Raw genomic sequence first — 23,451 nt, forward strand, 5'->3', positions numbered from 1 at the left:
TCAGGTGAACGGGTGTTCAAGAAGAACGAGGCCTCGCGAACGGTGTTCGTGCGTATGTAGGCGGCTGCACAAAAATGACTATTCACCAGGGAATATAATCGTTTTACCCGCATGAGGGGTCGGGAAGAGTCCCCGCAAGGCTTCGGGTTTTTCCGCTGTGCGATGCCTCGTGCGGCAGGGGGAAACGAGGCATCGCACGCCTCATGCAGGAGGTTGGACGCGCCGCGCGCGCTCGCTCAGCGCGTCATGCGTCGGCCCGCACATCGCAAACAAATGTTTTATGTGAAACATCCGATGCGGAGCGCTCACCGAGCGCCACCGCCTCTGGGCGCATGCTTGAGGCGGAGGTGCGGCGTGACGCTACGAGGTGCGGGGATGCTCGCGCTCGAGCATCGCCAGCAGATCTTGCTTCGAGTGCACGCCCACCTTGCGGTAGATGCTCGTCATCTGGGATTTGATGGTGTTGAGCGACACGAAGCGCTCCCCGGCGATACGCTTGATGGTAAGCCCTTTCACCACGTAGAACAGCGTGTCGCATTCGGCCTCGGTGAGGTCATGGCGCGCGCCGAACGTCCGGCACTGGACGCGGATAACCTCGTTGATGTCCTCGATGTCGGCGGGCCGTTCCTCCGCGCGGTTCGCGCGGGCGCGCGTGCGGGTGCCGAACAGGAAGATGAACGCCAGCAGCAGCGCAACCGCCACCGTGGTAGGCGTTTCGATCGAGGGCGCGGCAACGCTCATGGCGCGTCCGGTAGCCAGGCCGAGCGCGATGCAGACGTCGAAGAGGGCCAGGGCGACGACCAGCTGCGTACCGTCGGGGCGGTCGCTTGCGCCCTCGCCGTTCCTGCCCAGCAAGAACACGCACAGCGACAGCATGGAGTAGCCTACCCACACCGCGCCCATGAACACGGCGTGCCAGTCGGGGACGACGGCGTTCAGCAGGATAGCGATGCCCAGCATGGCGAACACGAGGCGGATGAGCGCCTCGGGGTTCGCCTCGCGCTTGCGGGCGAGCGACACCGCGAAGAACGTGGCGCATACCGCCACGGCGCCGAACACCCACAGCGTGTAATCGCGCAGCGACGGCGACGAGCCCCACAGGATGCCCACGCCCAGCGCGGACGCGGCGATGCCGATGATGAGCGGGTCGCGCAGCGAGCGCGCCTTCTCGGACGATACGAGGGGCAATCGGTCGTCGGAGCTGCTCTCGCGCGCGGCCAAGGCGTGCACGGTGACGAAGAGGACGGCGCACGAGGCGATGAGAAAGCTGGCCTGCACCTCTGTCCCGGCCTGTTTGATGGCCAGGAACGAGAGCGAGGTGACCAGCTGCCCCACGGTGAGGGCGGCGAGGACGGTCAGCAGACTGGAGCGCAGCGCCAGCACGGCCCACACGAAGTGCAGCAGGGCGTATCCCGCCGACATGATGCCGGCAGCGAGCATGACCGGCAGCATCGACGAGCCGGAGAACACGAGCGAGAGGAATGCGAGCGCCCCGCCCAACGCCAGAGCGAACGCGGGCGCCAGCAACCGCGAGGCGCTCGGCCATCCCAGCCCCCTGTGCGCAAACAGCGCCAAGGTGCCCAGCAGTACGACGCCCGTGACGACGCCCCAGGTGCAGAACAGCGCGACGAAGCAGTTGGGCTGCAGGTTGTCCCAGGGGAGCTCGGCGAGGGCGTCGCCGTTCCATGCCAACAGGATGCTGAGCTTATGGGCGATGAAGCCGCCCATAAGCAGGAGCAGGGTATGGATGCGCGCGCGTTTCATGCGTTCCTTCGGGTCCGATGCGGGTGTTCGGAGGGGTGAGCCCAGCATAGCAAAACGCGCCGCGACTCAGCTGCGGTTCCGCGCGCGTTTTGCTTTATGCTCGATGCCGGGTGCGTGCTGGGGCTACTCCTCCCAGGGCGTTTCGGCCGCAGCGTTCGTGCCGGCGCGCCGTCCCGTGGTGATGGCCGTGGCCACTGCCGATCCGCATGTGGGGTAGAAGCGTCCCAGCGCCATGCTGTTCGTGCCGGCCGCGTACAGGCGCGGGATGGCTTCGTCGCCCGCGGCCCGCATCGCCCGCATTTCGGTGTCGACGGTCACGCCCCCGAACGAACAGGCGCAGCCGGGCTTCACCTCCGCGGCGTAGAAGGGACCGTTCTCGAGCGGGTAAAGCTCGCTCGGACGCCCGAACTGCGCGTCGGCGCCCTGGGCGCACGAGGCGTTCCACTGCTCGACCGTGGCGCTCAACGCATCCGCGCCCACGCCCATGGCGGCAGCCAGCTCGGCGATGGTATCGCCTGCAAACGCCTGCTCGGCAGCGCGTCCAAGTCCTGCCTTGCCCGCGTCGCCGCACGTCAGCACGAAGGCGCGCCCTTCGGGTTGCTTCAGCAGATCGTCGCAAATGTAGGAGTAGAACTTACGCTCGTTGGTCCAGCGCTCGCCCTGTACGTTCACCGAGATGAAAGGAGGCTTGCCCTCCATGGTGTCGGGTCCCAATACGATGAAGGCGCACGGCATGACGGGCTTGGAGAACTGAACGTTCGACAGCATGCCGAAGTATCCCACGCCGCTGCCGGCGGACAGGCCGAGGTTCATGCCGTCGCCGGTGTCGCATTCGTTCGCGGTGGTCTGCACGTCGTAGCGCGAGATGAGCGCGTGCATCATGTCGGCGTTGCGCGCGAACCCGCCCGCCGCCAGCACCACGCCCTTGCGGGCTTTGACGGCTTTCTGCCTCCCGTCGCCCGCCAGCACGCCCAGCACCTCGCCGGTGTCGGGATGCTGCACGAGCTTCGCCACCGGCGTGCCCGTGCGCACGACGATGCCCTCCTGGGCGTCGGCCGCCTTCTGCAGCACGGGCCACAGGCCCGGATCGGGCTTGACGGCGTAGTGCGTGCGCATGACGGGCGCGGTCAGGTCGGCGCGCTCTTTCTCCTGGCCGCCGAACACAAGGCCCGGGTTGCCGATCTCGGCGGGCACCTGCATCCCCAATCCGATCAGCCACTCCACCGCGTCGGCGCTGTTCTCCACCACGAAGCGCACGAGGTCGTCGCGCCCGTCGCCGATGGCCGAGAAGTACTTCATGGCCTCCTCGACTGAGTCCTTGATACCGGCGGCTTTCTGGACGGACGTGCCTACGCCCATGATGGCCTGGCCGCACAAGGCGGTCGATCCTCCGGTGGTGGGACCTTTCTCCAGCACGATGACGGAGGCTCCCGCTTCGGCGGCCATGAGCGCGGCCGACATGCCGGCACCTCCTCCTCCGACCACCACCACGTCGGCTTCCTCGTCCCACGACGTCGGGATGCCCGACTCGGTGGAGGCGCCTTCCTGCGCGCTGCTGGGCGCGCAGCCCCACAAAAGCGCGCCGGCGGCGACGGCCGCCGTGGCTCCCGACGCCTTCAGAAAGCTTCGACGCGAAACGCCGTTCTGCTGTTCATGTTTCCCCATGATAGTCCCCTTCCCGCTGATGTGTCGTGTTTGTCGTCGACGACGGTTCGAGCGTACGCAAGCGCCCGGCGATGCGCATCACCCCTTTTTCGCGAAATGAGGGTTTCCGCTGGTGGGCTACTCGAGGCGGAAGCGCGGGCTCGGGATGAGGAGCACGGAGCGCGTAGTGCGAACGGAGGTGCCTACTCTCTATTCGGCGCGAAATCTCAGCGGGAAGGCCAAGGTTGGCAGGAATTTCCCCTATTGGCCGATGGGACGTTTCCAGAAGCCCTCCGTTCCGGGAGGGTCGGAGGGAAAGGCCAGGTCGTGACCTCGGCTGCAGGTGCCGGGCGGGCAGCGGGGTTGCCAATAGGGGAAATTCCTGCCGAAACCCCCCCCGTGTACCAGGATACCCGCATGCCCTCGGGCGGAACGTTCTTGCGGCTATGCGCCAAACAGGGGGTCGTTGTTTCACGTGAAGCTTCCCGGAGGCGGGCGGCTGCGGGAAGCGCGGTTGAGGGTTACGAATCGAAGCGCGATCATGCAGCATTTCAGCGATTATCGTGCACATGCGCCGAAGGTGCCCGCGCGTGCATCGCCGTCGGCATTCAAGACGCAAGGATGCCCGGCGGTCCGCAATCTGGGGGAGGGGCGGACGGCCGGGCCGGGGGTCGATCTGCTGCGCCGCATGAGGGGAGGGGTTGCGGCGGGCGATCGAGGCAAGCAGGGCTGGAGGGAAGGGGATCGCCCCGCTTGCCTCGATCGGTTCCGGGGAGGTTTGCAGCTCCTCCCCGGAACGCGGGATCGTGGAACGCTACGCGCTTAGTACAGCAGGACCACGGGGTAGCCCAGCTGGTAGATCAGCACGCGGAACATCACGGAGGTGGCCAGCGCCNGATCTACCAGCTGGGCTACCCCGTGGTCCTGCTGTACTAAGCGCGTAGCGTTCCACGATCCCGCGTTCCGGGGAGGTTTGCAGCTCCTCCCCGGAACGCGGGATCGTGGAACGCTACGCGCTTAGTACAGCAGGACCACGGGGTAGCCCAGCTGGTAGATCAGCACGCGGAACATCACGGAGGTGGCCAGCGCCACGATGGCGGCGACGACCATGAGCGTCTTGGAGGCGCCCACCTTCTTCTTGGCCACGAGGGCGCAGGCCGCCGCGACGATGACGCAGATGATGGAACCCCAGAACATCGGGGCGCCCGCGCCGGTGACCATGATGCCCAGCAGGCTGTCGATGTGCGTCGGAGCCGTGGTCATGGACGTCGGGTCGGCATAGTGGCCGTACTGGGCGAAGCTCGACAGGGCGCAGGCGATGACGAACACCACGTCGGCCACGAGCTGCACGAGGGCGGCGATGAACGTGAGCTGGATGCCCGTCGCCTCGGCGGTCTCGTCCTTCTTCAGGATGGAGATCAGCCAGATGGCCACAGCGCCCAGCAGGCAGGCGTTGCCCAGGTAGAACGCCACGAGCGCCAGGCCCCACGCCGGACGGGCCGGCATGAAGTAGGAGTGCGCGGTCGCGGCCACCATGAGCACGGCCACCACGATGGTCACCCAAGCGAGCGCCTTGGGAACCGGCTTCTCGCCGCGCAGCATCACGAACCACACGACGATGACGATGGCAAGCGCCACGCACCCGATGAGTTCCTGGGTGATGCCGGACGTGATGTGCCCGAAGCCGTTGAAGATGCGCTCCCAATGCTCGAGGTGCAGGAAGGCTCCGATGCCGCCCACCACGAGCGAGACGGCGGACGTGATGAGCGCAGTCATCTGCAGGTTCTTACCTTCGCCCTTGAGCGCCAGGATGGACATGCCGCCCAGCGTGCCGCAGGTCAAGCATACGAACAGCGTGAAGATAACGAGAGGCCACTGAGTTTCCATTACTCATCACCTCCTTCCCAGTGATGGTCGCGTAGGATGTAGGAGTACGAGGGCTTGTTGCCCACGTCGGGCAGCCTGTGCACGTCGGCGTCGGTGAAGGGCTCGAGGAAGTCGAGCATCTTGCGACGGTTGCCCAACGGGTCTTCGGAACCCTCGAACGACTCGTAGCCGGCCTCGGTGTCGCCGATGTAGCGGGCGTTGCCGCCGCACTGGCTGACGCACTGGGGCAGCTCGCCCTGGGCCAGCTTCTGCTCGCACAGCGTGCACTTCTCGACGACCTTCTCCTCCTCGTTGAGGTAGCGGACGCCGTAGGGGCAGGCCATGACGCAGAACTGGCAGCCGATGCACTTCTCCTTGTCGATCTGGATGGAGCCATCCTCGGCGACGTGCGACGCCTCGGTCGGGCACACCTTCACGCACTCGGGGTTCTCGCAGTGCTGGCAGCTGATGGGCAGGAAGTACATGTACACGTCGGGGTACTGTCCCGATCCGCCCGGGATGGGGTTCGGCCCCACGCGCACGACCTTGTTCCAGTAGCTGCCGATGGGCACGTTGTTGACCGCCTTGCAGGCGACCGAGCACGCGAGGCAGCCCACGCACCGGTTGAGGTCGGTGATGATAGCCTTCGTCATGGTTTACTCCCTCCCTTCGTAGTTCGGCAACCATTCCTTCAGACGGGGGTCGTCGGAGGTATGGATGATGGGGGTGCCGGTCGAGTCGCACGGCACGGGGTTGTTGTACGGCGAGTTCTCGGGCGTGGCCTTGTAGATCTTCACCTGGTAGGCGCGCAGGTTGGACGTGCCGGAGTGCGGGTCCTGGGCACCGTGGTCGATAAGCTGGTTGACCTGGGAGTACTGCCAGCCGTGACCGGCGTCTTTCACCTCGGGGTACCACCACGTGTGCTCGAGGTTGATAACGTCTTCCTTCACGCCGTAGTACAGGTCGGCCACCTCGCGGATCTTGCCCCACTCGGTTTCGATCCACACCCAGTCGCCCTGCTCGATGCCGTACTCGGCGGCCGTCTTCGGGTTGATCTCCACGCGCGGCACGGGCCACAGCTCGCGGCACCAGGGAAGCTGGCGATGCTCGGAGTGGAAGTACACCGGGATGCGGCGGCCGGTGGTCGCGGTCAGCGGGTACTCCTTGATGCGGTCGCCGTCCTTCGGGCCGTGAGGCGGCTCGGTGTAGCTGGGAACGAACCACTCGGGATGGTCGGGATGGTGCGATTCCATGACGGTGGACCAGATCTCCTGCTTCATCGTCGGGGTGAACCAACCCGGCTTCCAGTCGCCGATGCCCTTGCCGGCCGTGTAGTCGAGGCGGGCCCACACGCGGTCGCGTGCGCGCATCGCGCCGGTCTGGTAGCGACGGTACGTGCCCCAGTTGCGCGGCTCGATGTCCTTCGCCTGCCACCAGCCGTGCTCCTGGAAGGCCTTGACGTACTCGTCCCAGGTCTTGTACTTGGGCGTGACCTCGGCCATCGGAACGCCGTGACGCTCGAACGTGGGCTTGCCGTTCTCGACGTGCCACGTGGTGTAGGTCAGCTCGTCATCGGTGAGCAGCTTGATGGAGTCGTCCAGCTGCCAGTTGATGTCGGGCCACTCGTTGCCGGGCTCGTTGGTCCACTGCCAGTTCATGCGCTTGGCGAGGTCCATGACGATCTCGGGATCGTACTTGGCCTCCGCGGGCGGCTGCACGCACTTGACCGTGGCGCCCATGGCGCCGGCGGAACCCTGCGACGCGCGGGGCGAGTTGAGCTCGATCCAGTGGGCGACCGGCAGGATGATGTCGGCCGTGTCGTTTTGCGGCGTGTGCCACAGGTTGAGGTCCACGTAGAAGTCGAGCGACAGCAGCGCTTCCCAGGCTCGGGTGGTGTTCGTCTGGCTCATGAAGTTGCCGGACTCGTTCCACAGGGCGCGCACCGGGTAGGGATCGCCCGTGATGACGGCGTCCCACAGCGAGTGGCTGTCGCACCAGTACTGCCACCAGCCGATCAGCGGGAACTTGTCGATGCCGATCTGCTTCTGGTTGACCTCCGCCGGCGGGGTGGAGGCGCCCGGCGCCCAGGCGCTGAAGCCCTGTAGGTCGCCGTCGATGGGCACGATTGTCGGGCCGCGGTTGCCGCCCGGGGTGTCCATGTTGCCGGTGATGCCCACGAGGTTGTCGAAGGCGCGGCAGTTCTGGATGGCGCTGCAGAAGTGCTCGACGGCCAGCATGTACTGTATGCCGCCGTTGCCGTAGCCGGTGGACGGGTCGATGCGCGTGCCGTACGCCGTGGCGGCCGCCTCGATCTCGGAGGCGGGGATGCCGGTGATCTCCGCGGCGACTTCGGGCTTGTACTCGGCGGCGCGAGCCTTGTAGTACTCCCACACGGGCTTGACCTTCACGGTCTTGCCGTCCTTGAGCGTGATCTCGAACTCGCCTTCGAGCGCGGGGTCGATGGCGGGATCGAACGGCATGGGATCGGGGATCCAGCCCTGCGTCTGGCCCGGCAGCAGGTTGTCCTGCGAGGCCTCGCGGCCTTCGCGCGCCTTCTCGGAGTCGTAGTTCTCGCCTTCCCAGAAGCCGCCGGTTTCGTCGATGACGCCTTCCTGGTCAGCGTTGAACCAGGTGAACGCGCCGTACTCGTGCTCGACGCCCTCGGCCTTCAGCTTCTCCCAGTTGTTGTCGTACACGAGGAACTTGTAGGGGCTGCCGTCCTCTTTGATGTCGCTTTCCTTGAGCAGGCGCGTCTTCACGTCCCAGTACGAACCGTCGGTGCGCACGGTGGGGAAGCCGGAGGGCTCCATGTCCTCGCACACGAGGAACGGGGCGTTCGTCCACTTCTTCACGTACAAATCGTCGTAGAGCTTCTTTTCGATGATGACGTTCGTCCAGGCCAGGGCCAGGGCGCCGTCGGTGCCGGGGCGCAGGTGCTGCCAGAAGTCGGCTTCCTTGCCCATGTTGGCCATGCGGGGATCGACGCTGATGTGCACGTCGGCGCGCGACGCCACGTCCACCGTGGTGCGGCAGGAGTCATCGTAGTTGGACAGCTCGGACGCGCCGCCCCACTGCACGTACACTTTCGGGCGCGTGATGGTTTCCATCCACGACATGGCGAACTGCGACACCATGGTGGTGGCGAAGTGGCGCGGGCCCTTGCAGATCTGCCAGGCTTCCACGTTGTTCGGCGTCTCCAGCATGTTCTTCAGGATGGACTCGGAATGCATGCACCAGATGCGCGAGGTGCCCACCTGGCAGGCGATGGCCTCGCCGCCGTGCTTCGCCTTGATGTCCATGAAGTTGTCCACGATGGACTGCATGGCCTCGTCCCACGAGATGCGCTGCCAGCCGGGCTCCTCGCCCTTCGGGTTCGTGCGCTTCATGGGGTAGTGCAGACGGTCGGGGTGGTACGCCGCCTGGATGGACGACTGCGACTTGGTGCAGCAGTTGCCCATGGACTGGAACGCTCCCTCGTCGCCCTCGACGCGTATGGCACGTCCGTTCTGGACGATGACCTTGACGCCGCACTCCATCTTGCCGCATCCGCGGCAGCACGTCTTCACGGCCACGGTGTCGTTGCCGGACACGCTGCTGTACGTCTCTTCGGCCAGCGCGGTGTGCGTCGAAGCGCCGAACGCCGCGGCTGCCGCACCGGTGATGGCGGCGGTCTTGACGAACGTGCGTCGTGACATGGTCAGGTTACCCATACTCCTCCTCCTTCTTTCTCCTCGTTCTCGTCTTGCTTGTCGTGCTCGTCCTTCGGTCATGCGGAACGGGGCGGGGGGCTGCCGCGTGAAGCCGGATGCCGCATGCGGTGCAAAGTCCCCGTGTCGCATAGGCCGACCATACGGATGCGAGGGCCTGCCGAGCATCGTGCAAAGGTTGCGAAGCAGGGGTTTGCCGCATCATAAATTCTTATGATTTTGTGATCATGAATAAAACGATGGGTAGTTGATCAGGCAATACGGTAATCGTCTCCCGTAAATTGTCTCGAAACTAGGATAATTTCCTCAAAGAGGGACGCTCATCTTTTCCGTATAATCGAACGCGTCGACAGAGGGGTCGACGCGAGCAGTGTTTCGCACGGGCTCAGGGGGTGGGGCAGGCATGGAAAAGCTTCGGAGTGCATGGGATACCGCGTTAGGAACGAGCCTTTCGCTTAGGCGCATTGCGGGCGCCGCCCTGCAGTGGCTGTGGATGCTCATGATGTTCTACAGCATCGTGCCGTACGGGTTCTCGTCGGACGTGCGCGGCTCGCTGTACACCAGCTTGCTCATATCGCTCGTGGCCATGGTGGTCACCATGCTGTTCGTCGCCGTCATCGTGCGGCGCGAGCGGGTGAGCGCCAACCGTTCCATCGTGCTGGGATCCGCCATCATGATGAGCGTGGGCAGCGTGCTCACGCCGTTCTCCGACCCCACCACGCCCGTCGGCATGCTCGTGCTGGGCTTGAGCGCCGTCATGACCGGAACGGGATCGGCCGTGCTGTTCCTGTGCTGGATCGAGTTGGAATCGGGGCTGGGCGGACGCTTGGCGCTCGTGGAGCTTGCGGCGTCGCTGTGCGCTGCCATCGTCGTGGGGTTTCTGCTGATCGTGGGGCCGACGGTGCCCGTGATCGCGCTCATCGTGGTCATGCCCGTGCTCTCGGCGCTGCTGCTCAGGCGCTGTGCGGGCACCACGCCCCAGCTGCCGCGCGGGCCCGAGCAGCCGCTCTCCCGTCAAACGATCGCCCTGTTCGCGAAGGCGCTTCTGGGCGCCGTGCTCATCGGCATGCTCATGGGGTTCTTCGACGTGGTGTCGGGCTTCAAAACCTACGAGGTGCAGGACATCTTCGGCGCGTATTTGTTCCTGGGCGGCTTCATCGGCGTGCTGGTGATTTGCCTGATCGCCGTGTTCCTGCATCGCGACAGCATCTTCTTCTCGTACCGCGTGTCCATGCTCATGCTGTGCCTGGGCTGCCTGTCCACGCCCTTCATGTCCGACAACAACACGTACTCGAGCGCGCTCATCTTCGGCGGCTACCACTGCTTCGTGCTGGTGCTGTGCGTGGTGTGCATCGACGTGGCGTCGAGCTTTCGCGTGAGCCCGGCGCGCACCATCGGCCTGGGGTTCGTGGCGCTGTACGGCGGCGAGACCGCAGGCTCGCTGTTCGCCCACTCGCTGGAGGCCACGGGCGTGAGCATGTTCGACCTCACCCTGGTCACGCTGGTGGCGGTGTCGCTCTTGTTCATCGCGCACCTGTTCCTGTTCACGGAGACGGATCTCGTCAAAATCGGCATCGGTGAGGTCAGCCTGATGGGCACGGTGCCCGAAGAGCGCGACGAGGAGCCGGCCGATCCCGTGGATCCGTGCGCGCTCATCTCGGAGCGCTTCGCCCTGTCGCCGCGCGAGACCGACGTGCTGCCGCTGCTGCTGGAAGGACGCACCATCTCGCGCATCCAAGAGACGCTGTTCATCTCGGCCGGCACGGTGAGCACCCATATCCGGCACATCTACCAGAAGACGGGCGTGGACAACCGCCAAGAGCTTATCGATCTAGCCCACGAGACAATCGACTCGCCGGACGAGGCGGTCTGAGGCGATGGAGACGACGTATCTGCGCGAGTTCGCGAAGGTTGCCGAATGCGGCAGCTTCACGGCGGCTGCGCGCACGCTGCATCTCACGCAGTCGACGTTGAGCAAACACGTCGCCTTGCTCGAGCGCGAGTTCGGGGCGGACCTGTTCGTGCGCGACCGCAGCGGCGTGAGCCTGACCGAGGCGGGCGGCGTGCTGTACGCCCAGGCGCGGCAGATGGAGCAGCTGCTGCGCGCCACGGTCGCGCTCGTGCATGCGGCGCGCGACGGGCAGGCGCCGGGCGCTGGTGCGGATGCGGGGGCCGCGGGCGCGACGGGCGTCGAGGCTGCGGACAGCGCGCGGGCGGGCGGAGGCGCTGCAAGTGCCGGCTCGCGGCCGAGCGCTGCGGGCTCGACCGGCGCGAGCTGGGCGCGCTCATCCTGTACGTGGAGGAGCGCGGCTTCGACGTGATCGAGGGCGAGCTGGGGCTTTCGCGCGACGAGGTGGCCGACGTGCTGGGCGGCGTGTACCGCAAGCTGGGCGTGGGCGACAAGCAGGAGGCGCTCGATTTCATCCATTCCGTTTCGGAATGATGGTAGACGCGACCGCGCCGGTTGGGCATACTGCATATGAGTGAGAGCGCTATGAAGCTGGGGGGCTTCGAGCAAAGGGCTTCATCCGAAGAACGTGGATGGAGACCGAATATGAGTGCTTATACTGCTGCGTCCGTCGAAGACGCGGCGAACAATCTTCTTGAAGAACTGCATAAGGAAGCGGGCGAAGCTGCCAGCGTTTGCGCGTGCTTGGAGCACGACGCGTCCGACGACGTCGCGCCGGCGCTGCTGGCGTGCGCGCGCAGCGTTGCCGCGACGGGCTCGCCCGTGCGCATCGTGTGCGCCGACGCGGTGGCGGCCGGGCGCTACCGGGCGCTCGTGGGCGACGACCCGCTGCTGGGCGAGGCCGACGTGGTGTCGATGCGCGAGCTGGGCCTGGCTGTCATGGGCGATGCGCGGGTGCAGGACGCCGTGGGCCGCGCCGCGCGCGTGCTCGACGACAACGAGCTGGCCGTGCTCATGGAGGACGTGAAGGTGAGCGGGCTCAAGCCCGGCCGCTTGCGCGAGATGCTCAAGTTCTTCTACAAGAGCATGAGCGAGTGCGCCGACGAGGACGAGCGCTGGTTGATCACCGCCGAAGAGCAGACCGTGCACGCCATCCTGACCGAGAACCTCGAGGTGCGGCGCGCGCTGCTGCCGTGCGAGGTGTCGTCGCTGGCCTATCGCGGCCTGGTGGCCGCCGGCATCGAGCCCGAGCCGCTGACGCTCGTGGTCGACGACTACGGCTCGCTCAGCAAGGCGTCGCAGCGTCTCGTGCGCCATCTGGCCGTGAGCGGGCTCGTGGCCGCCGGGCGCACGCTGGCCGCGCCGAGCGCCGAGGAGCCGTACCCGTGCTTCGAGGGGTTCCGCGCCTTGGCTGACGAGGCCGGTTGCCTGGTGACGCTGGCGGCCGAACGGCCGGAGGCGGTGCGCGAGAGCCGCGCGCTCGACGATCCCGAGGCCGAGTGCGCGTTCGTGGCCGCATCGGTGGAGGCGTGCCTGAACGACGGTGTCGCCCCGCGCGATGTGCTGGTGGCGGTGCCGAACGCCGCTTGGGGCGCGCGCGTGTCCGCCGCCCTCGAGGCGCGCGGCGTCGCGGTCGAGCGCGGCTTCGGCGGCGGGAAGATCAAGGGCGACCCCCGCACTGAGGGCCGCTTCGCCGACCTCAAGCTGGCCGCGTTCTTGCGCCTGTACCTCGACCCGCACGACTTCACGTCGCTGCGTTCATGGTTGGGATTCGGCGACTGGCTGCTGCGCTCGGACGCGTTCTTGGAGCTGATGGCGTATGCGCGCGAGCGCGACATCGCCGCGTCGGAGGCCGTGGCGCAGCTGCGTACACAGCGGGACGCCGACCGCGCCTCGACGATCTTCGGCAAGTTCGACGGCCCGCTCGACGAGCTGGACGAGCTGCAGCGGGCGTGCGCGGGCGGTTTGACGCGCGAAGCCGCCGTGGAGCTGTTCGACGCGCACGGGATGCCGTTGTCCCCGCGCCTGGTGGAACTGCTGGGCGACGATGCCGCGCATGCCGACATCGAACGCCTGGCGCGCGAAGCGTTCCGCGCGCCGGTCGAGGACGTTGCGCGCGACGCCGTGCACGTCGTCGCGTACGCGCGCTGCCATGGGCGCCATGTGCGCATCGCGTTCGTCACCGGCCTCGTGAACGGCTTCCTTCCCGCGAACGATGCGGTGGACGACAAGTTCACCATCGACCACCGCCGCGTGGCCCTCGAGCGCGAGCGCGCGCTGTTCCTCGACGTGCTGGCCACGGCCGGCGAGCGCACGGTGTGCACGCGCTTCATGCGCGACCGCCTGGAGAACACCGCGTTTACCAAGGTGCAGACCACGCGCGTGTTCATGCGCGATGGCGAGCGCCTGGCGAGCGTGGCGCCGTCCGAGTTCGCGTCCCTCGACGAGGAAGCGCTGTCCCTGGCGCCCGATGTGCCGCGCGAGCTGCCAACCAAGGTGCTCTACGCATCCACGACCATGTAGAGGCTCCGGCGGCTTGCCGGCCGCCGGACCCTCGCGATTCCCAACCCCCGGTGTTTTGAAAGGACTGAGAGATATGAGCGATGTCGATGTTTTTGTGATCGATGACGATTTCGACCCCCTGGCCGACTTGAGTTTGGACGACGGCGAGCGGGACGACGCCGAGGCGGACTACCTGCCGCCCATCCCCGACGCCGACAAGAGCGTGGTGCCTCCGGTGGTGCCGCTGTCGCCGGCCGAGCGCATCGAGAAGCTGCTGGCGGGCATTCCCGGCCAGCAGTTCCGCCTGCTGCACGCCGTGGCGTTCTGCGTCGAGCCGAAGACGATGGACGAAATCGTGATCGACCTGGACGCGGCGTATCCCGCCACCACGAGCGTGTACGGCTCGGCGCAGGTGGTGCAGCTGCTCGAGCGCGACGGCGCCCTCGAGCGCATCGCGGACGAGGGCACCGAGGGCGCCGACAGCGTCGACGATGCCGCCGCCGACGCCGCCGTGCCCGCCGAGGACGAGGGCGACTTCATCTCGGTGACGCCTGCGGCGCCGTGCCGCTACCGGGCCACCCGTGCCGGACTCGACGCCGTCGCTGCGCACGTCAACGAGAACCGCGTGGTCGAGAAGGTCACGGAGGACGAGCGCTACCTGCCCATCTTCCAACGCGTGCTGGAGCTGTGCGCGCGCGAGGGCGGCTGCCCCACCAAGGAACTCGATCAGGCGGTGGACGGCGATCCGCTGTGCCAAGAACCGCGCCGCTTCTGCGGGTTCTTCCGCGGCAAGCTGGAAGAGACGGGCGCCATCGAATGGCGCGACGCCTGGACCATCACCGATCTGGGCCGCAGCGTGCTCGCGTCCGGCGTGTTCGCCGCAACCTCTTCGACCGAACGCTAGAGAAGGAGCTACTCATGTCCCATGATCAGGAAATCGACTTCGCCGACGTGCTGCGCGGCCGCAGGGCAACCTACCAATTCCTCTCGCGCCTGTTCCGCGTGGAGGTCGATCAGGAGCTCTACGACACGCTTCTGTCCATGCGCTTCCCGACGAACACCGGCAACGAGCTGGTGGACGAGGGCTATCGGCTGATCTGCGGCTACCTGAGCCAGGCCGACGGATGCGTGCTCACCGAGCTGGCGGTGGACTACGTGCGCGCGTTCATCGGGTCGGGCAACGACGGCTTCTCGGCCGCGTATCCGTACGAGTCGGTGTACACGAGCCCGAAGCGTCTCATGATGCAGGACGCGCGCGACGAGGTGCTCGTGTTGTACCGCGCCTTCGGCCTGGACAAGCAGGAAAGCTGGAAGGAGGGCGAGGACCACATCGCGCTGGAGCTGGAGTTCGAGCAGATCCTGTGCGAGCGCGCCATCGCCGCGTACGAGGCCGGCGACGAGGACGAGTGCCTGAAGCTGCTGCTGTCGCAGCGCAACTTCCTGGAGGACCACCTGCTGGCATGGTACCCCATGATGGCGGCCGACCTGCGGAAGTTCCCCCAGACCGACTTCTACAAGGGGCTAGGCAAGCTGACCGACGGCTTTTTGCGCAACGACCGGGAATTCCTGGACGCCGTGCTGTCCGAAAACGAAGTCGCGGAAGCGGATGCGTGCGAAGCCGAGGCGGAAGTCGAGGTTGCGTGATGGGCGAGCACGACGTCGAGCCCAAGCGCGCTGCGAGCCCCCGCGTGTCGCGCCGCACGTTCGCCCTGGGCGCCGTGGGCGCTTGTGCCGTCATCGGCCTGGGCGGCGTGAAGTACCTTCCGAGCCAGACGCTGCTGCGCCCGCCGGGAGGGCAGGACGAGGAGCAGCTCGTGCGCGGCTGCCTACATTGCGAGAAGTGTCGCGAGGTGTGCCCGAAGCATGCCATTGCGCCTGCTCATCTTGAGGACGGCATCTTGAACGCGCGCACGCCGCGCATGGACTTCAAGAGCGGATGGTGCGATTTCTGCGAAAACGAGCCGGGTGGGCCGAGGTGCGTCGCGGCGTGCCCGACGCATGCGCTCGTGTGCCCCGACCCGTCCACGGCGATCATCGGCAAGGCGGAGCTCAACCGCGATTGGTGCCTGGCCGCGAAGGGCATGGGCTGCCACGAGTGCGTGGACGTGTGCAACTACGAGGCGCTCGAGCTGGGCGCCGACAACGTGCCCGTGGTGGATGTAAACGCGTGCAACGGCTGCGGCGCTTGCGAGCTGGCGTGCATCTCGCTGTCGGCCGGTTCCATCACGGCCGGCGCCACCGATCGCGCCATCGTCATTCGTCCGACCGAAGAAGTGGAGGCGTGAGCGGGATGAAGAAGCTCAAAACCTATCGACTGCGGTTCCTGATCATGCTGGCGGTGCTCGCCGTGGTGGCCGTGGGATACTTCACGGCCGGCGGCATCGGCAACTTCTGCGGCATCGGCTTCGAGTCCATCACGCTGCTGTGCCCCCTGGGCGCGCTGCTGGCCATGATCGCCGAGCGCACGGCCATCCCGATGGCCGTGATCAGCGTGGCGGTCGTGCTCGTGGTGTGCATCGCGCTGGGCAAGGTGTTCTGCGCCTGGGCATGCCCCGTGCACTTCATGTCGCGGGGAAAGAAGAAAGGAGACAAAGGGACGGGGTTAACGTCTCATTCCGCAGGTGACGAGACGGACGCATCGCACCCCGCTCCCGCTCCCCGTACCCCCTGCTCCGCCTGCGCTTCTCCTTGCGGCAAGGCCAAGGGCATCAAAATCGACAGCCGCCACGGCATCCTCGCGGCGGCGCTGGGATCCACGCTCGTCTTCGGCTTCCCGGTGTTCTGCCTCATCTGCCCGATCGGCCTCACGTTCGCCACGGTGCTGCTGGTCATGCGCCTGTTCGCGTTCGGCGACACCACGTGGACCGTCGTCGCCTTCCCGCTCATCATCGCGCTGGAGATCCTGCTGCTGCCGAAGTGGTGCCAGCGCTTCTGCCCCCTGGGCGCGCTGCTTTCGCTGTTCAGCGGGCTGAACCGGACGTTCCGCCCCCAGGTGGACGCCGGGAAGTGCCTGCGCGAGGGCCGCGGCAAGGCCTGCAACCTGTGCGAGCAGGCGTGCCCCGAGGGCATCAACCTGCACGACATCGCGGCGGGCGAGACGACGCTCAACGACTGCAGCAAGTGCCGCGCTTGCGCCGACGTGTGCCCCGAGCACGCCATCACGTTCCCGCTGCTGCCGAAGAAGCAGGCGCAGGTGACGGAGCTGCCTGTCGACGAGATTCCGGAAAGGGGGTAGGCCATGTCCCTGATCAACGGCCTGCTGGCCCTGCTGGGAGAAATCGAGAGCGACGCCATCGCCGTGCACGAGGAGCGCTGCATCTCGGTGCGCAACCGCAACGCCGACTGCCTGCGCTGCGTGGAGGCGTGCACGTCGGGCGCGTTGGCGTACCGCACGGGCGAGCTGCTCGTGGAGCCCGAGCGCTGCATCGGGTGCGGCACGTGCGCCACAGCGTGCCCCACCTGCGCCATCGAGCTGCGCAACCCGACGGACGCCGAGCTGACGGTCCAGCTCAAGCACTCTATCGTGGCGACGAAGGGCCATCCCGTCATCGTGTGCGAGACGGCGCTCGAGGCGGCCGGCGTCGCGGTCGACGACGCGCCGGCCGCGTGCGCGGTGCCGTGCTTGGGCCGCATGGACGAGTCGGCGCTCGTGGGGCTGGCGGCGTACCGCGCCTTCGACGCGACCCTCGCGTGCGGTCCGTGCGAGACGTGCCCGCATGCACCGGGCGGCGCGCTCATGCGCGACGTGGTGGAGGGCTCGCGCAACCTGCTGGAGGCGTTCGGGTCTTCCATGCCCGTCGAGGTGGTGGAGCACGTGCCCGAACGCGTGCTGGTTTCCGACGCGTCCGGCGGCGCGCGTCGCCAGGGCGGCGACGGGGTGGGGCGGCGCGATTTCTTCCGCTCTGCCAAGGACGCGTCGACCCGTGCAGCCGGCGCGGCGGTGTCCGCGGAGCTGGGGATGGCCGACGCCGAGCCCGTTCCCGCGGCGTATCGCAAGGTGGGGGCCGACGGCACGCTGTCGCAGTTCGTTCCCACGCGTCGCGTGCGCCTGTACAACTACCTGCAGCATATCGGCCAGCCGGAGGCGGACGAGGTGGAGACGCGCGTGATCGGCGCCGTGTCCATCGACGCTGAACGGTGCAGCTCGTGCCGCATGTGCGCGGTGTTCTGCCCCACGGGCGCCATCAAAAAGCTCGACGAGGACGGCGTGTTCGGCGTCGTGCACCGTCCGAGCGCCTGCATGCAGTGCCGTCTGTGCGAGCGCATCTGCCCCGAGCATGCCATCACGGTGAGCGGGCGCGTGCCCATCAAGCAGTTCATGGGCAAGGAAGCCGTATGCTTCGCCATGAAGCGTCCTGCGTGGACCCCGAACAAGCCCTCGTCGATGTACGATAAGCTGCACTCGACGCTCGGCGAAGACTTAGAGATGTGCATGTTCTAAAGGGGTTCCGTCGGCCTGACGGCCGACGGAACCGGTCGACGCTGCGGTTTCCCATGCCACCCGATCTCGCGGCGAGGGCGAGGGTTCGCGTACCGAAGTACGCTTCGCCCTCGCCTTGCCCACGATCTCGGCCACCAGGGTGCCTCTCGCTGACGTTACGAACGACCAGTAAGTATCGGAGGATCGACATGATCAAGTACACGCTGCCGGACTTCACGGTGGGGCTCGGGCTCAACCTGTTCTTCATCAGTCTGCTCGAGCAGCGCCCGGCGCTGTTCCAAGACGGCGTGCGCATCGACAGCGTGTACGGATGCTTTCCCGCGTGCAATCTGAACGGCGGACGAGCGTTTATGCGCGAGCGTTCCACGCCTCGCCAGATGGAGGAGGCGTTCTCGCTGCTGGCCGAGCACGGCGTGAAGGCGCGCCTCACGCTGACGAACATGCTGGCCGGCGAGGACGACGTGCGCGACGAGTACCTGAACGCGATGCTGGCCATCGCCAGCCGCTACGGTGCCGAGGCCATCGTGTACGCCGATCTCGTGGGCGATTACGTGCGCGAGCGCTACGGCATGCGCTGCGTGCTGTCCACCACGCGCGCGCTGGCGGACGCAGCCGAGGTGAACCGCATGACGAAGCGCTACGACTACGTGGTGCTCGACTACAACCGCCACAAGGACCCGGCGTTCCTCGCGGCGCTCGAAGACCGCGACAAGGTGGAGGTCATGGTGAACGAGTTCTGCGCCTACCGCTGTCCGCATCGCCAAGAGCACTACCTGCACAACAGCGAGGACCAGCGCTCGGGCGCGATGCGGCCTTTCGAGTGCGTGGCCCAGCGCGCCGAGTTCTTCGACCATGAGCCGGGCCATCCGGTGATCTTCACCGACCGTGAAGTGCGCGACCTGCACGATTCGCACGGCATCGGGTACTTCAAGATCGTCGGCCGCGGCGTGGCTTTCCGAACCGTGCTGGAAGCGTACGCGTACTATCTCGTGCGCCCCGAGTACCGCGAAGACGTCAAGCGCATGGTCATGCGCGCGGCGGGGTAGGGGCCGCGCGACACGCGAATCGCCAAGTTCCAAGCAATTTTTGCGTTTTGCGAACGTTCGGGGCGCGCGCTATCTTGCCGCGACCAGGTTAGCATCGCCCGACCTGCGGAAACGCGAAGACCGTCTTTGCGGGTCGGCATCCGAGGGCGCTTTGAGACGCCGAATCGTTCGCAAAACGAAAAAATTGCTTAGCACGGGCGAATTCGCGTGTCCGACCGCGCGGAGGTCACGCGCTACGCGTCGTCCTTGAGCGGCTCCAGCTCCACGTCGCGCGGATCGCCGAGCAGGCCGTCAGGCTCGACGCCCGCCACGCCTTCGCTCGCTTGCAGCTTGAGCTCGATGTCGGCGCCCGCATGCGTGCCGACGGCTTTGAGGGCGTAGTCGCCCGGCTCCAACGTGAAGGTGCGGCTGCCGACGCCCGTTCCTTCGTAGACGATGTCGACGTTCTTGCCGTCGACGAACACGAGCTTGAAGTCGCCGGTCGATACGTCGACGTCGTAGTCGATGCGGAACGCGCCGCCTTCCTCGGGAATGGAGAGCTGGAGCCATGTTTCCAGGCCGTTCAGCTCGCCGAGGTGCCGGTCGAAGATGGAGCCTCTGCTGTCCACCACGGAATACGTGTCGGCTCCTTGGGCGATGCGGGCGTCGTCGCGGTAGACCGATTTCTGCTCGGCAGTGGCGAGGCCCGAGCAGCCGGTCAGGGCGCAGCACAACGCGAGGGCCGCCGGCAGTGCGAAGGTTCTGCTTCTCATCGGGCGTTCCTTTCTCGTGCGGTCGGCTTCCCACCATGATAGCAGCTGCCCCCCCCCCCTCGGCGCAAGCTCTTTTGCCAAGAGCCGCATCCTGTGGTACAAAGACGGGACGTGAATGACGGCGGAGGGAGACGGGGCGCATGGTCGAGAGCGCGCAAGGACGGCGCGAGCGGTCGCTCGTGGAGGCGGTCGAGCGGTTCGCGCCGCTGCGGCGCCTGGGTTGGGCGTTTCTGCTGGCCTGGGTGTTCTGCGTGTTCTACACCAACGCGGTGAGCGGTTACACCGGCGCGAAAGCCTCGACGTTGGCGGGCGGCGGCGCGGGTTGGGACCTGTTCTTCACGGGCCTGCCCGTGTCCATGTCGGTGATCATGCTCGTGCTCATCGTGGTGTTGGAGAAGCGGCTGGGCTCGCCCACCCAGCACGCGGCGCTGTTCTGGATCGCGCCGCTGGCCACGGCGATTTCCACGCCGCTTTTGTTTTGCGAGCTGCCCGATTTCGGGGCGACTGCCGTGCTGTTCGTGGCCGGCGGGGTGCTCACGGGGTTCGGCAGCGGCTTCATGTGGGTGATGTGGGGCGAGTACTACGCGAAGGTGACTCAGGAGGAAGTGGAGTTCCTCGCGCCGGCATCGGCTGTGGCGGCCGCCGTGCTCGTGCTGGTGGTTTCGGCGATGCAGGGTTGGATGGCGCTTGCGGTGGTGACGGCGTTTCCCCTGCTGTCGGGCTTGTGCCTGCTGCTGTCGTGGCGCGACGCGCAAGGGCGCAAGGCGACGGCCGAGTATCGCGGCGCTGCCGAGCAGCGTGCGTTCGCCGAGGCGCACGACAGCGCGCTCAAGGGGCTGCCGCGCGTGTTGAAGTCGATGGGGCGTGCCGGGTTCGGCATTCTCGCGGCATGCCTGTTCGTGTGCGTCGAGGGCTCGTTCTGGTCGGCGTCGTCGGGGCAGGATGCGACGGCTTCACAGGTGGCGCTCGTGGTGAGCATCGCGTTCATGTTGATGGTGGGCCTGTCGGCAACGGCGGGACCGCGTCGCGTGTCGCTGTCGTTCCTCTACCGGTGGATGTGCCCGGCGCTCGTGGTGGGCTTCGCGGCGTTCATCGTGCTGGGGGAGGGCGCGGGCGCGTACGTCGCTTACGTGGTGGCCATCGCCGCGCGATTCGCGTTCTGCCTGATCACGCAGATGTACTTCGCACGCTACGCTGTGCAGGGGGCGGCGACGCCCGTGCAGTCCTACGGGCTCGGGTGGATCTTCGTGCACCTCGGCGATCTCTTGGGCGTGGTGGCGCTCGTGTTGATCGAGTCCGGTATGGGGGCGGGGGCGTTCTCGCTCGACCAGGTGGTCGCGGTGTCCATCGCGCTGCTGGTGGGCGCGACCATGTTCGTGCTCAGCGACGGTCGGGCGTTCGCGTTCGGTGCGGGCAAGGAGGACGCCGCGGTCGCGGCGCTCGGCGAGTCCGCTCCTTCGCCGACGCTCCCCGGCGATTCCGTCGCCGATGCCGCGTCTGAGGTGGACGAGCTGACCGTCCGCATCCTCGAGCTCGCCTGTCGCGGCGGTCTCACCCCGCGCGAGACCGAGGTGTTCGACCTGCTGGCGCGCGGGCGCTCCATTCCCTACGTGCGCGACGCCCTCGTCATCTCGCGCGAGACGGCCGCCACCCACGCCAAGCACGTCTACACCAAGCTCGATGTCCACAGCCGCCAAGAGCTCATCGATTTGGTGCACTAGCGACCTCGCGTCGATCGTCGCTGCTCGGGGGGGGGTGTGTCTGTCTGACGAGCCGCTCGCTTCTGCTTGTCGTCCATCGCATGGACAAAAACCGGAGTATTCTTTATCCTTGGAATGACATAATTAAACGCGCGGCCCTTTCACCAGGCCTTATGCGAAAGCGAAATTTTGGCTCCCGGTTTTTCCGACGATAATCTAGAGAATACTCGCCTTTTTGTCCATGATGCTTTAAGTCATATAAAGAAGCGGAAAGACGCGGGACGATTCACGCGGGCCTCATCTCCGCGAAGCGTCCCGACCTCCGCGCGAAGCGTCCTGCTCCCCCAAGGGGGAGCAGGACGTGAGGTTGATGCTGCGCGCTTACGCGACGCCCAAAGCGTGCTTGGCGGCGATCCGGGCGAACGTGGCGGTGCGGCCCGCGTTGATGCCCGTGAAGTTGCTGGGGTAGTTGTGGGGATAGAAACCGCCCTGGTCGTTGCCGCACACGTACAGGCCGTCGATGACGCTGCCGTCCTTGCGCAGCGGCTGCGAATCGGTGTTCGTGATCACGCCATGGATGGTGACCAGCAGCTCGCCGGCGATGCGCGCGGCGTAGAAGGGCGGCTCGTCCACGGCGCTCAGACGGTAGGCCGGCTTGCCGAAGTCGGAGTCCTCGCCCGCCGCGACCAGCTCGTTGTAACGCTCGATGGTTGCCTTGAACGTGGCGGTTTGGTCGGCGTCGAACTTCATGGCCTTCGCCAGCTCGTCGAGCGTGTCGCATTTCTTGAGCGCGCCCGATTCGATGCGCGGCTCCAGCCAGAACGAGTCGAGATGCTCTTTCGTGATGGCTTCGCAGTCGTACACGTCGGCGTTGAACGCGGTGCCCGACGGCGCGGGGAACAGGCGCGAGCATCCGCACGTGTCGAACTGCTCGATGTCCTCCCAGTAGCTGCCGTCCCAGACGATCCACGAGAAGTGGCCGGGCTGGTTCGCGCCGCCCGCGTAGCTCATGGGGTAGCACTGGTCCTCGTTCATGAAGCGCTCGCCGTTGGCGTTTACGTGGAGGAACGGCTGGCTGCTGGGCAGGAAGATGTCGCCGCCCTGGTAGGAACCGTCGAACTCGGTGTCGTCGAACATGATGCCGCGGTTCCAGATCATGCAGGAGCCGCCGGCCTCGAGCTCGGCGCCGGCCCACAGCGCCATGCGGATGCCGTCGCCCTCTTCGGTCACGCTGTCGCGCAGCACGCACCAATTGGAGTTGCCCGGGCACAAGTCTTGCAGCATCTCGTCGTTCGCGCCGTAGCCGCCCGTGCATACGATGACGCCGTTCTTTGCGTTGATCTGGATGGTTCCCTTGTCCTTCGACTCGGCGATGACGCCGGTCACCTTACCCGACTCGTCCTGCACGAGCATCTTCGCGGGCGTCATGAACATGACTTCGCCGCCCAGCTCGCCCAGCACCTCGTTCATCACTTCGAGGTGCGCGTACGCGCCGTAGTTCGGGCCGTCGGGGTTGTATTCGCCCATGCAGGGGTTGTAGCACATGGCCGGGTAGTAGGCATGCGGGTCGTCGGGCTTGTGCCACTCGAACGGGAACAGCATGCCCTTGGGCTCGAGCGTCTCCTTCATCCATTCGATCATCTCGCCGGACTTCTCGGCCCAGGTCTTGTACATCAGCATGTTGGCGTCGCCGGCCTGGGTCTGGTTCGCGTGATTGAGCAGCGTGGGGACGTCTTCGTGATGGTCCGGTTCGAGCGCGGAGTTGAGCGCGCCGACGGCCTCGCGCGCCGCGGCGATGTTGCCGCCCTTTTCCAGCACGATGACCTTCGCGCCGTTCTGCGCGGCCGTGGTGGCCGCCACGAGCCCGCCGTTGCCGGCACCGACCACCACGAGGTCGGCTTCTAGCGTCTCGGCGATGTCGGCGGGCATCGCCGGCTTGTCACGCCAGCTGCCCTGCACGGCGGCGTCGGCCTTGCCGTCCTTGCCGCCTTCCGCCTGCGCCTGCGGGGCGCATCCGGCAAGCGCGCCGGCTGCGGCGAGCGCGCCCGTCGCGGTGAGCCCTGCCAAGAAGTTGCGGCGGCTGATGGTGTGTTCTCCCATGGTTCCCTCCTCGTTCGTAC

General features: G+C 66.6%; 18 protein-coding genes. 11 read left to right on the plus strand and 7 right to left on the minus strand.

Going from position 1 to position 23,451, the window contains the following annotated elements; translation table 11 throughout:
• Positions 1-360: 360 nt before the first annotated feature.
• The 5 genes from C1A15_RS04945 to C1A15_RS04965 all read right to left on the minus strand — a co-directional run bounded on the left by C1A15_RS04945 (position 361) and on the right by C1A15_RS04965 (position 8,984).
• Positions 361-1,764, minus strand: a complete 1,404-nt coding sequence (locus tag C1A15_RS04945) for a helix-turn-helix transcriptional regulator (RefSeq protein ID WP_146001810.1) — start codon at positions 1,762-1,764, stop codon at positions 361-363.
• Between the two features lie 123 nt (positions 1,765-1,887).
• On the minus strand, positions 1,888-3,429 hold the full coding sequence (locus tag C1A15_RS04950) for an FAD-dependent oxidoreductase (protein ID WP_101721528.1): 1,542 nt from the start codon (positions 3,427-3,429) through the stop codon (positions 1,888-1,890).
• A 996-nt stretch (positions 3,430-4,425) separates the two neighbouring features.
• Positions 4,426-5,295 (minus strand): dimethyl sulfoxide reductase anchor subunit family protein, encoded by an 870-nt coding sequence (locus C1A15_RS04955; protein WP_101721529.1) that lies wholly within the window; start codon positions 5,293-5,295, stop codon positions 4,426-4,428.
• Positions 5,295-5,927 carry a 4Fe-4S dicluster domain-containing protein gene (locus C1A15_RS04960; protein ID WP_101721530.1) on the minus strand — a complete coding sequence of 211 codons (633 nt, stop codon included), beginning with the start codon at positions 5,925-5,927 and terminating at the stop codon, positions 5,295-5,297. Before C1A15_RS04960 ends, C1A15_RS04955 begins: the two co-directional genes overlap by 1 nt.
• A gap of 3 nt (positions 5,928-5,930) precedes the next feature.
• Positions 5,931-8,984, minus strand: a complete 3,054-nt coding sequence (locus C1A15_RS04965) for a molybdopterin-containing oxidoreductase family protein (protein WP_101721531.1) — start codon at positions 8,982-8,984, stop codon at positions 5,931-5,933.
• A 400-nt stretch (positions 8,985-9,384) separates the two neighbouring features.
• On the opposite strand from C1A15_RS04965, the gene C1A15_RS04970 reads away from it, so the two are divergent.
• From C1A15_RS04970 to C1A15_RS05015, 10 genes are all read left to right on the plus strand, one after another.
• Positions 9,385-10,854: a response regulator transcription factor gene (locus C1A15_RS04970; RefSeq protein WP_101721532.1), complete on the plus strand. Its 1,470-nt coding sequence runs from the start codon at positions 9,385-9,387 to the stop codon at positions 10,852-10,854.
• Between the two features lie 4 nt (positions 10,855-10,858).
• The gene (locus C1A15_RS04975; RefSeq protein WP_245864920.1) at positions 10,859-11,302 is read left to right on the plus strand and encodes a LysR family transcriptional regulator; all 444 of its coding nucleotides are present in this window, start codon (positions 10,859-10,861) and stop codon (positions 11,300-11,302) included.
• Positions 11,299-11,424, plus strand: coding sequence for a hypothetical protein (locus C1A15_RS17330; protein ID WP_281254112.1), 126 nt, complete (start codon positions 11,299-11,301; stop codon positions 11,422-11,424). The genes C1A15_RS04975 and C1A15_RS17330 overlap by 4 nt, the downstream gene beginning before the upstream one ends.
• Positions 11,425-11,535: 111 nt before the next feature.
• Positions 11,536-13,413, plus strand: coding sequence for a DEAD/DEAH box helicase (locus C1A15_RS04980; RefSeq protein ID WP_101721533.1), 1,878 nt, complete (start codon positions 11,536-11,538; stop codon positions 13,411-13,413).
• 73 nt (positions 13,414-13,486) lie between these two features.
• A complete protein-coding gene (locus tag C1A15_RS04985) occupies positions 13,487-14,296 on the plus strand; it encodes a hypothetical protein (RefSeq protein ID WP_101721534.1) in 810 nt (269 codons plus the stop codon).
• 14 nt (positions 14,297-14,310) lie between these two features.
• Entirely contained in the window at positions 14,311-15,036 is a 726-nt protein-coding gene (locus C1A15_RS04990) for a TorD/DmsD family molecular chaperone (RefSeq protein WP_101721535.1), read from the plus strand.
• Positions 15,036-15,677 (plus strand): 4Fe-4S dicluster domain-containing protein, encoded by a 642-nt coding sequence (locus C1A15_RS04995; protein ID WP_101721536.1) that lies wholly within the window; start codon positions 15,036-15,038, stop codon positions 15,675-15,677. The genes C1A15_RS04990 and C1A15_RS04995 overlap by 1 nt, the downstream gene beginning before the upstream one ends.
• A gap of 5 nt (positions 15,678-15,682) precedes the next feature.
• The gene (locus tag C1A15_RS05000) at positions 15,683-16,627 is read left to right on the plus strand and encodes a 4Fe-4S binding protein (RefSeq protein ID WP_101721537.1); all 945 of its coding nucleotides are present in this window, start codon (positions 15,683-15,685) and stop codon (positions 16,625-16,627) included.
• 3 nt (positions 16,628-16,630) lie between these two features.
• Positions 16,631-17,833 carry a 4Fe-4S binding protein gene (locus C1A15_RS05005; protein WP_101721538.1) on the plus strand — a complete coding sequence of 401 codons (1,203 nt, stop codon included), beginning with the start codon at positions 16,631-16,633 and terminating at the stop codon, positions 17,831-17,833.
• A gap of 188 nt (positions 17,834-18,021) precedes the next feature.
• Positions 18,022-18,879 carry a hypothetical protein gene (locus C1A15_RS05015; RefSeq protein ID WP_101721539.1) on the plus strand — a complete coding sequence of 286 codons (858 nt, stop codon included), beginning with the start codon at positions 18,022-18,024 and terminating at the stop codon, positions 18,877-18,879.
• A 233-nt stretch (positions 18,880-19,112) separates the two neighbouring features.
• Here C1A15_RS05015 and C1A15_RS05020 read toward each other — a convergent pair whose 3' ends face one another.
• Positions 19,113-19,631, minus strand: a complete 519-nt coding sequence (locus tag C1A15_RS05020) for a hypothetical protein (RefSeq protein ID WP_101721540.1) — start codon at positions 19,629-19,631, stop codon at positions 19,113-19,115.
• A gap of 140 nt (positions 19,632-19,771) precedes the next feature.
• Between C1A15_RS05020 and C1A15_RS05025 the strand changes: the two genes are divergently transcribed.
• On the plus strand, positions 19,772-21,352 hold the full coding sequence (locus C1A15_RS05025; RefSeq protein ID WP_101721541.1) for a helix-turn-helix transcriptional regulator: 1,581 nt from the start codon (positions 19,772-19,774) through the stop codon (positions 21,350-21,352).
• A 360-nt stretch (positions 21,353-21,712) separates the two neighbouring features.
• On the opposite strand, the gene C1A15_RS05030 is transcribed toward C1A15_RS05025, so the two are convergent.
• Positions 21,713-23,431, minus strand: a complete 1,719-nt coding sequence (locus C1A15_RS05030; protein ID WP_101721542.1) for an FAD-dependent oxidoreductase — start codon at positions 23,429-23,431, stop codon at positions 21,713-21,715.
• Between the last annotated feature and the right edge of the window lie 20 nt (positions 23,432-23,451).

This window comes from Eggerthella timonensis (assembly GCF_900184265.1).
GTDB lineage: Bacteria > Actinomycetota > Coriobacteriia > Coriobacteriales > Eggerthellaceae > Eggerthella > Eggerthella timonensis.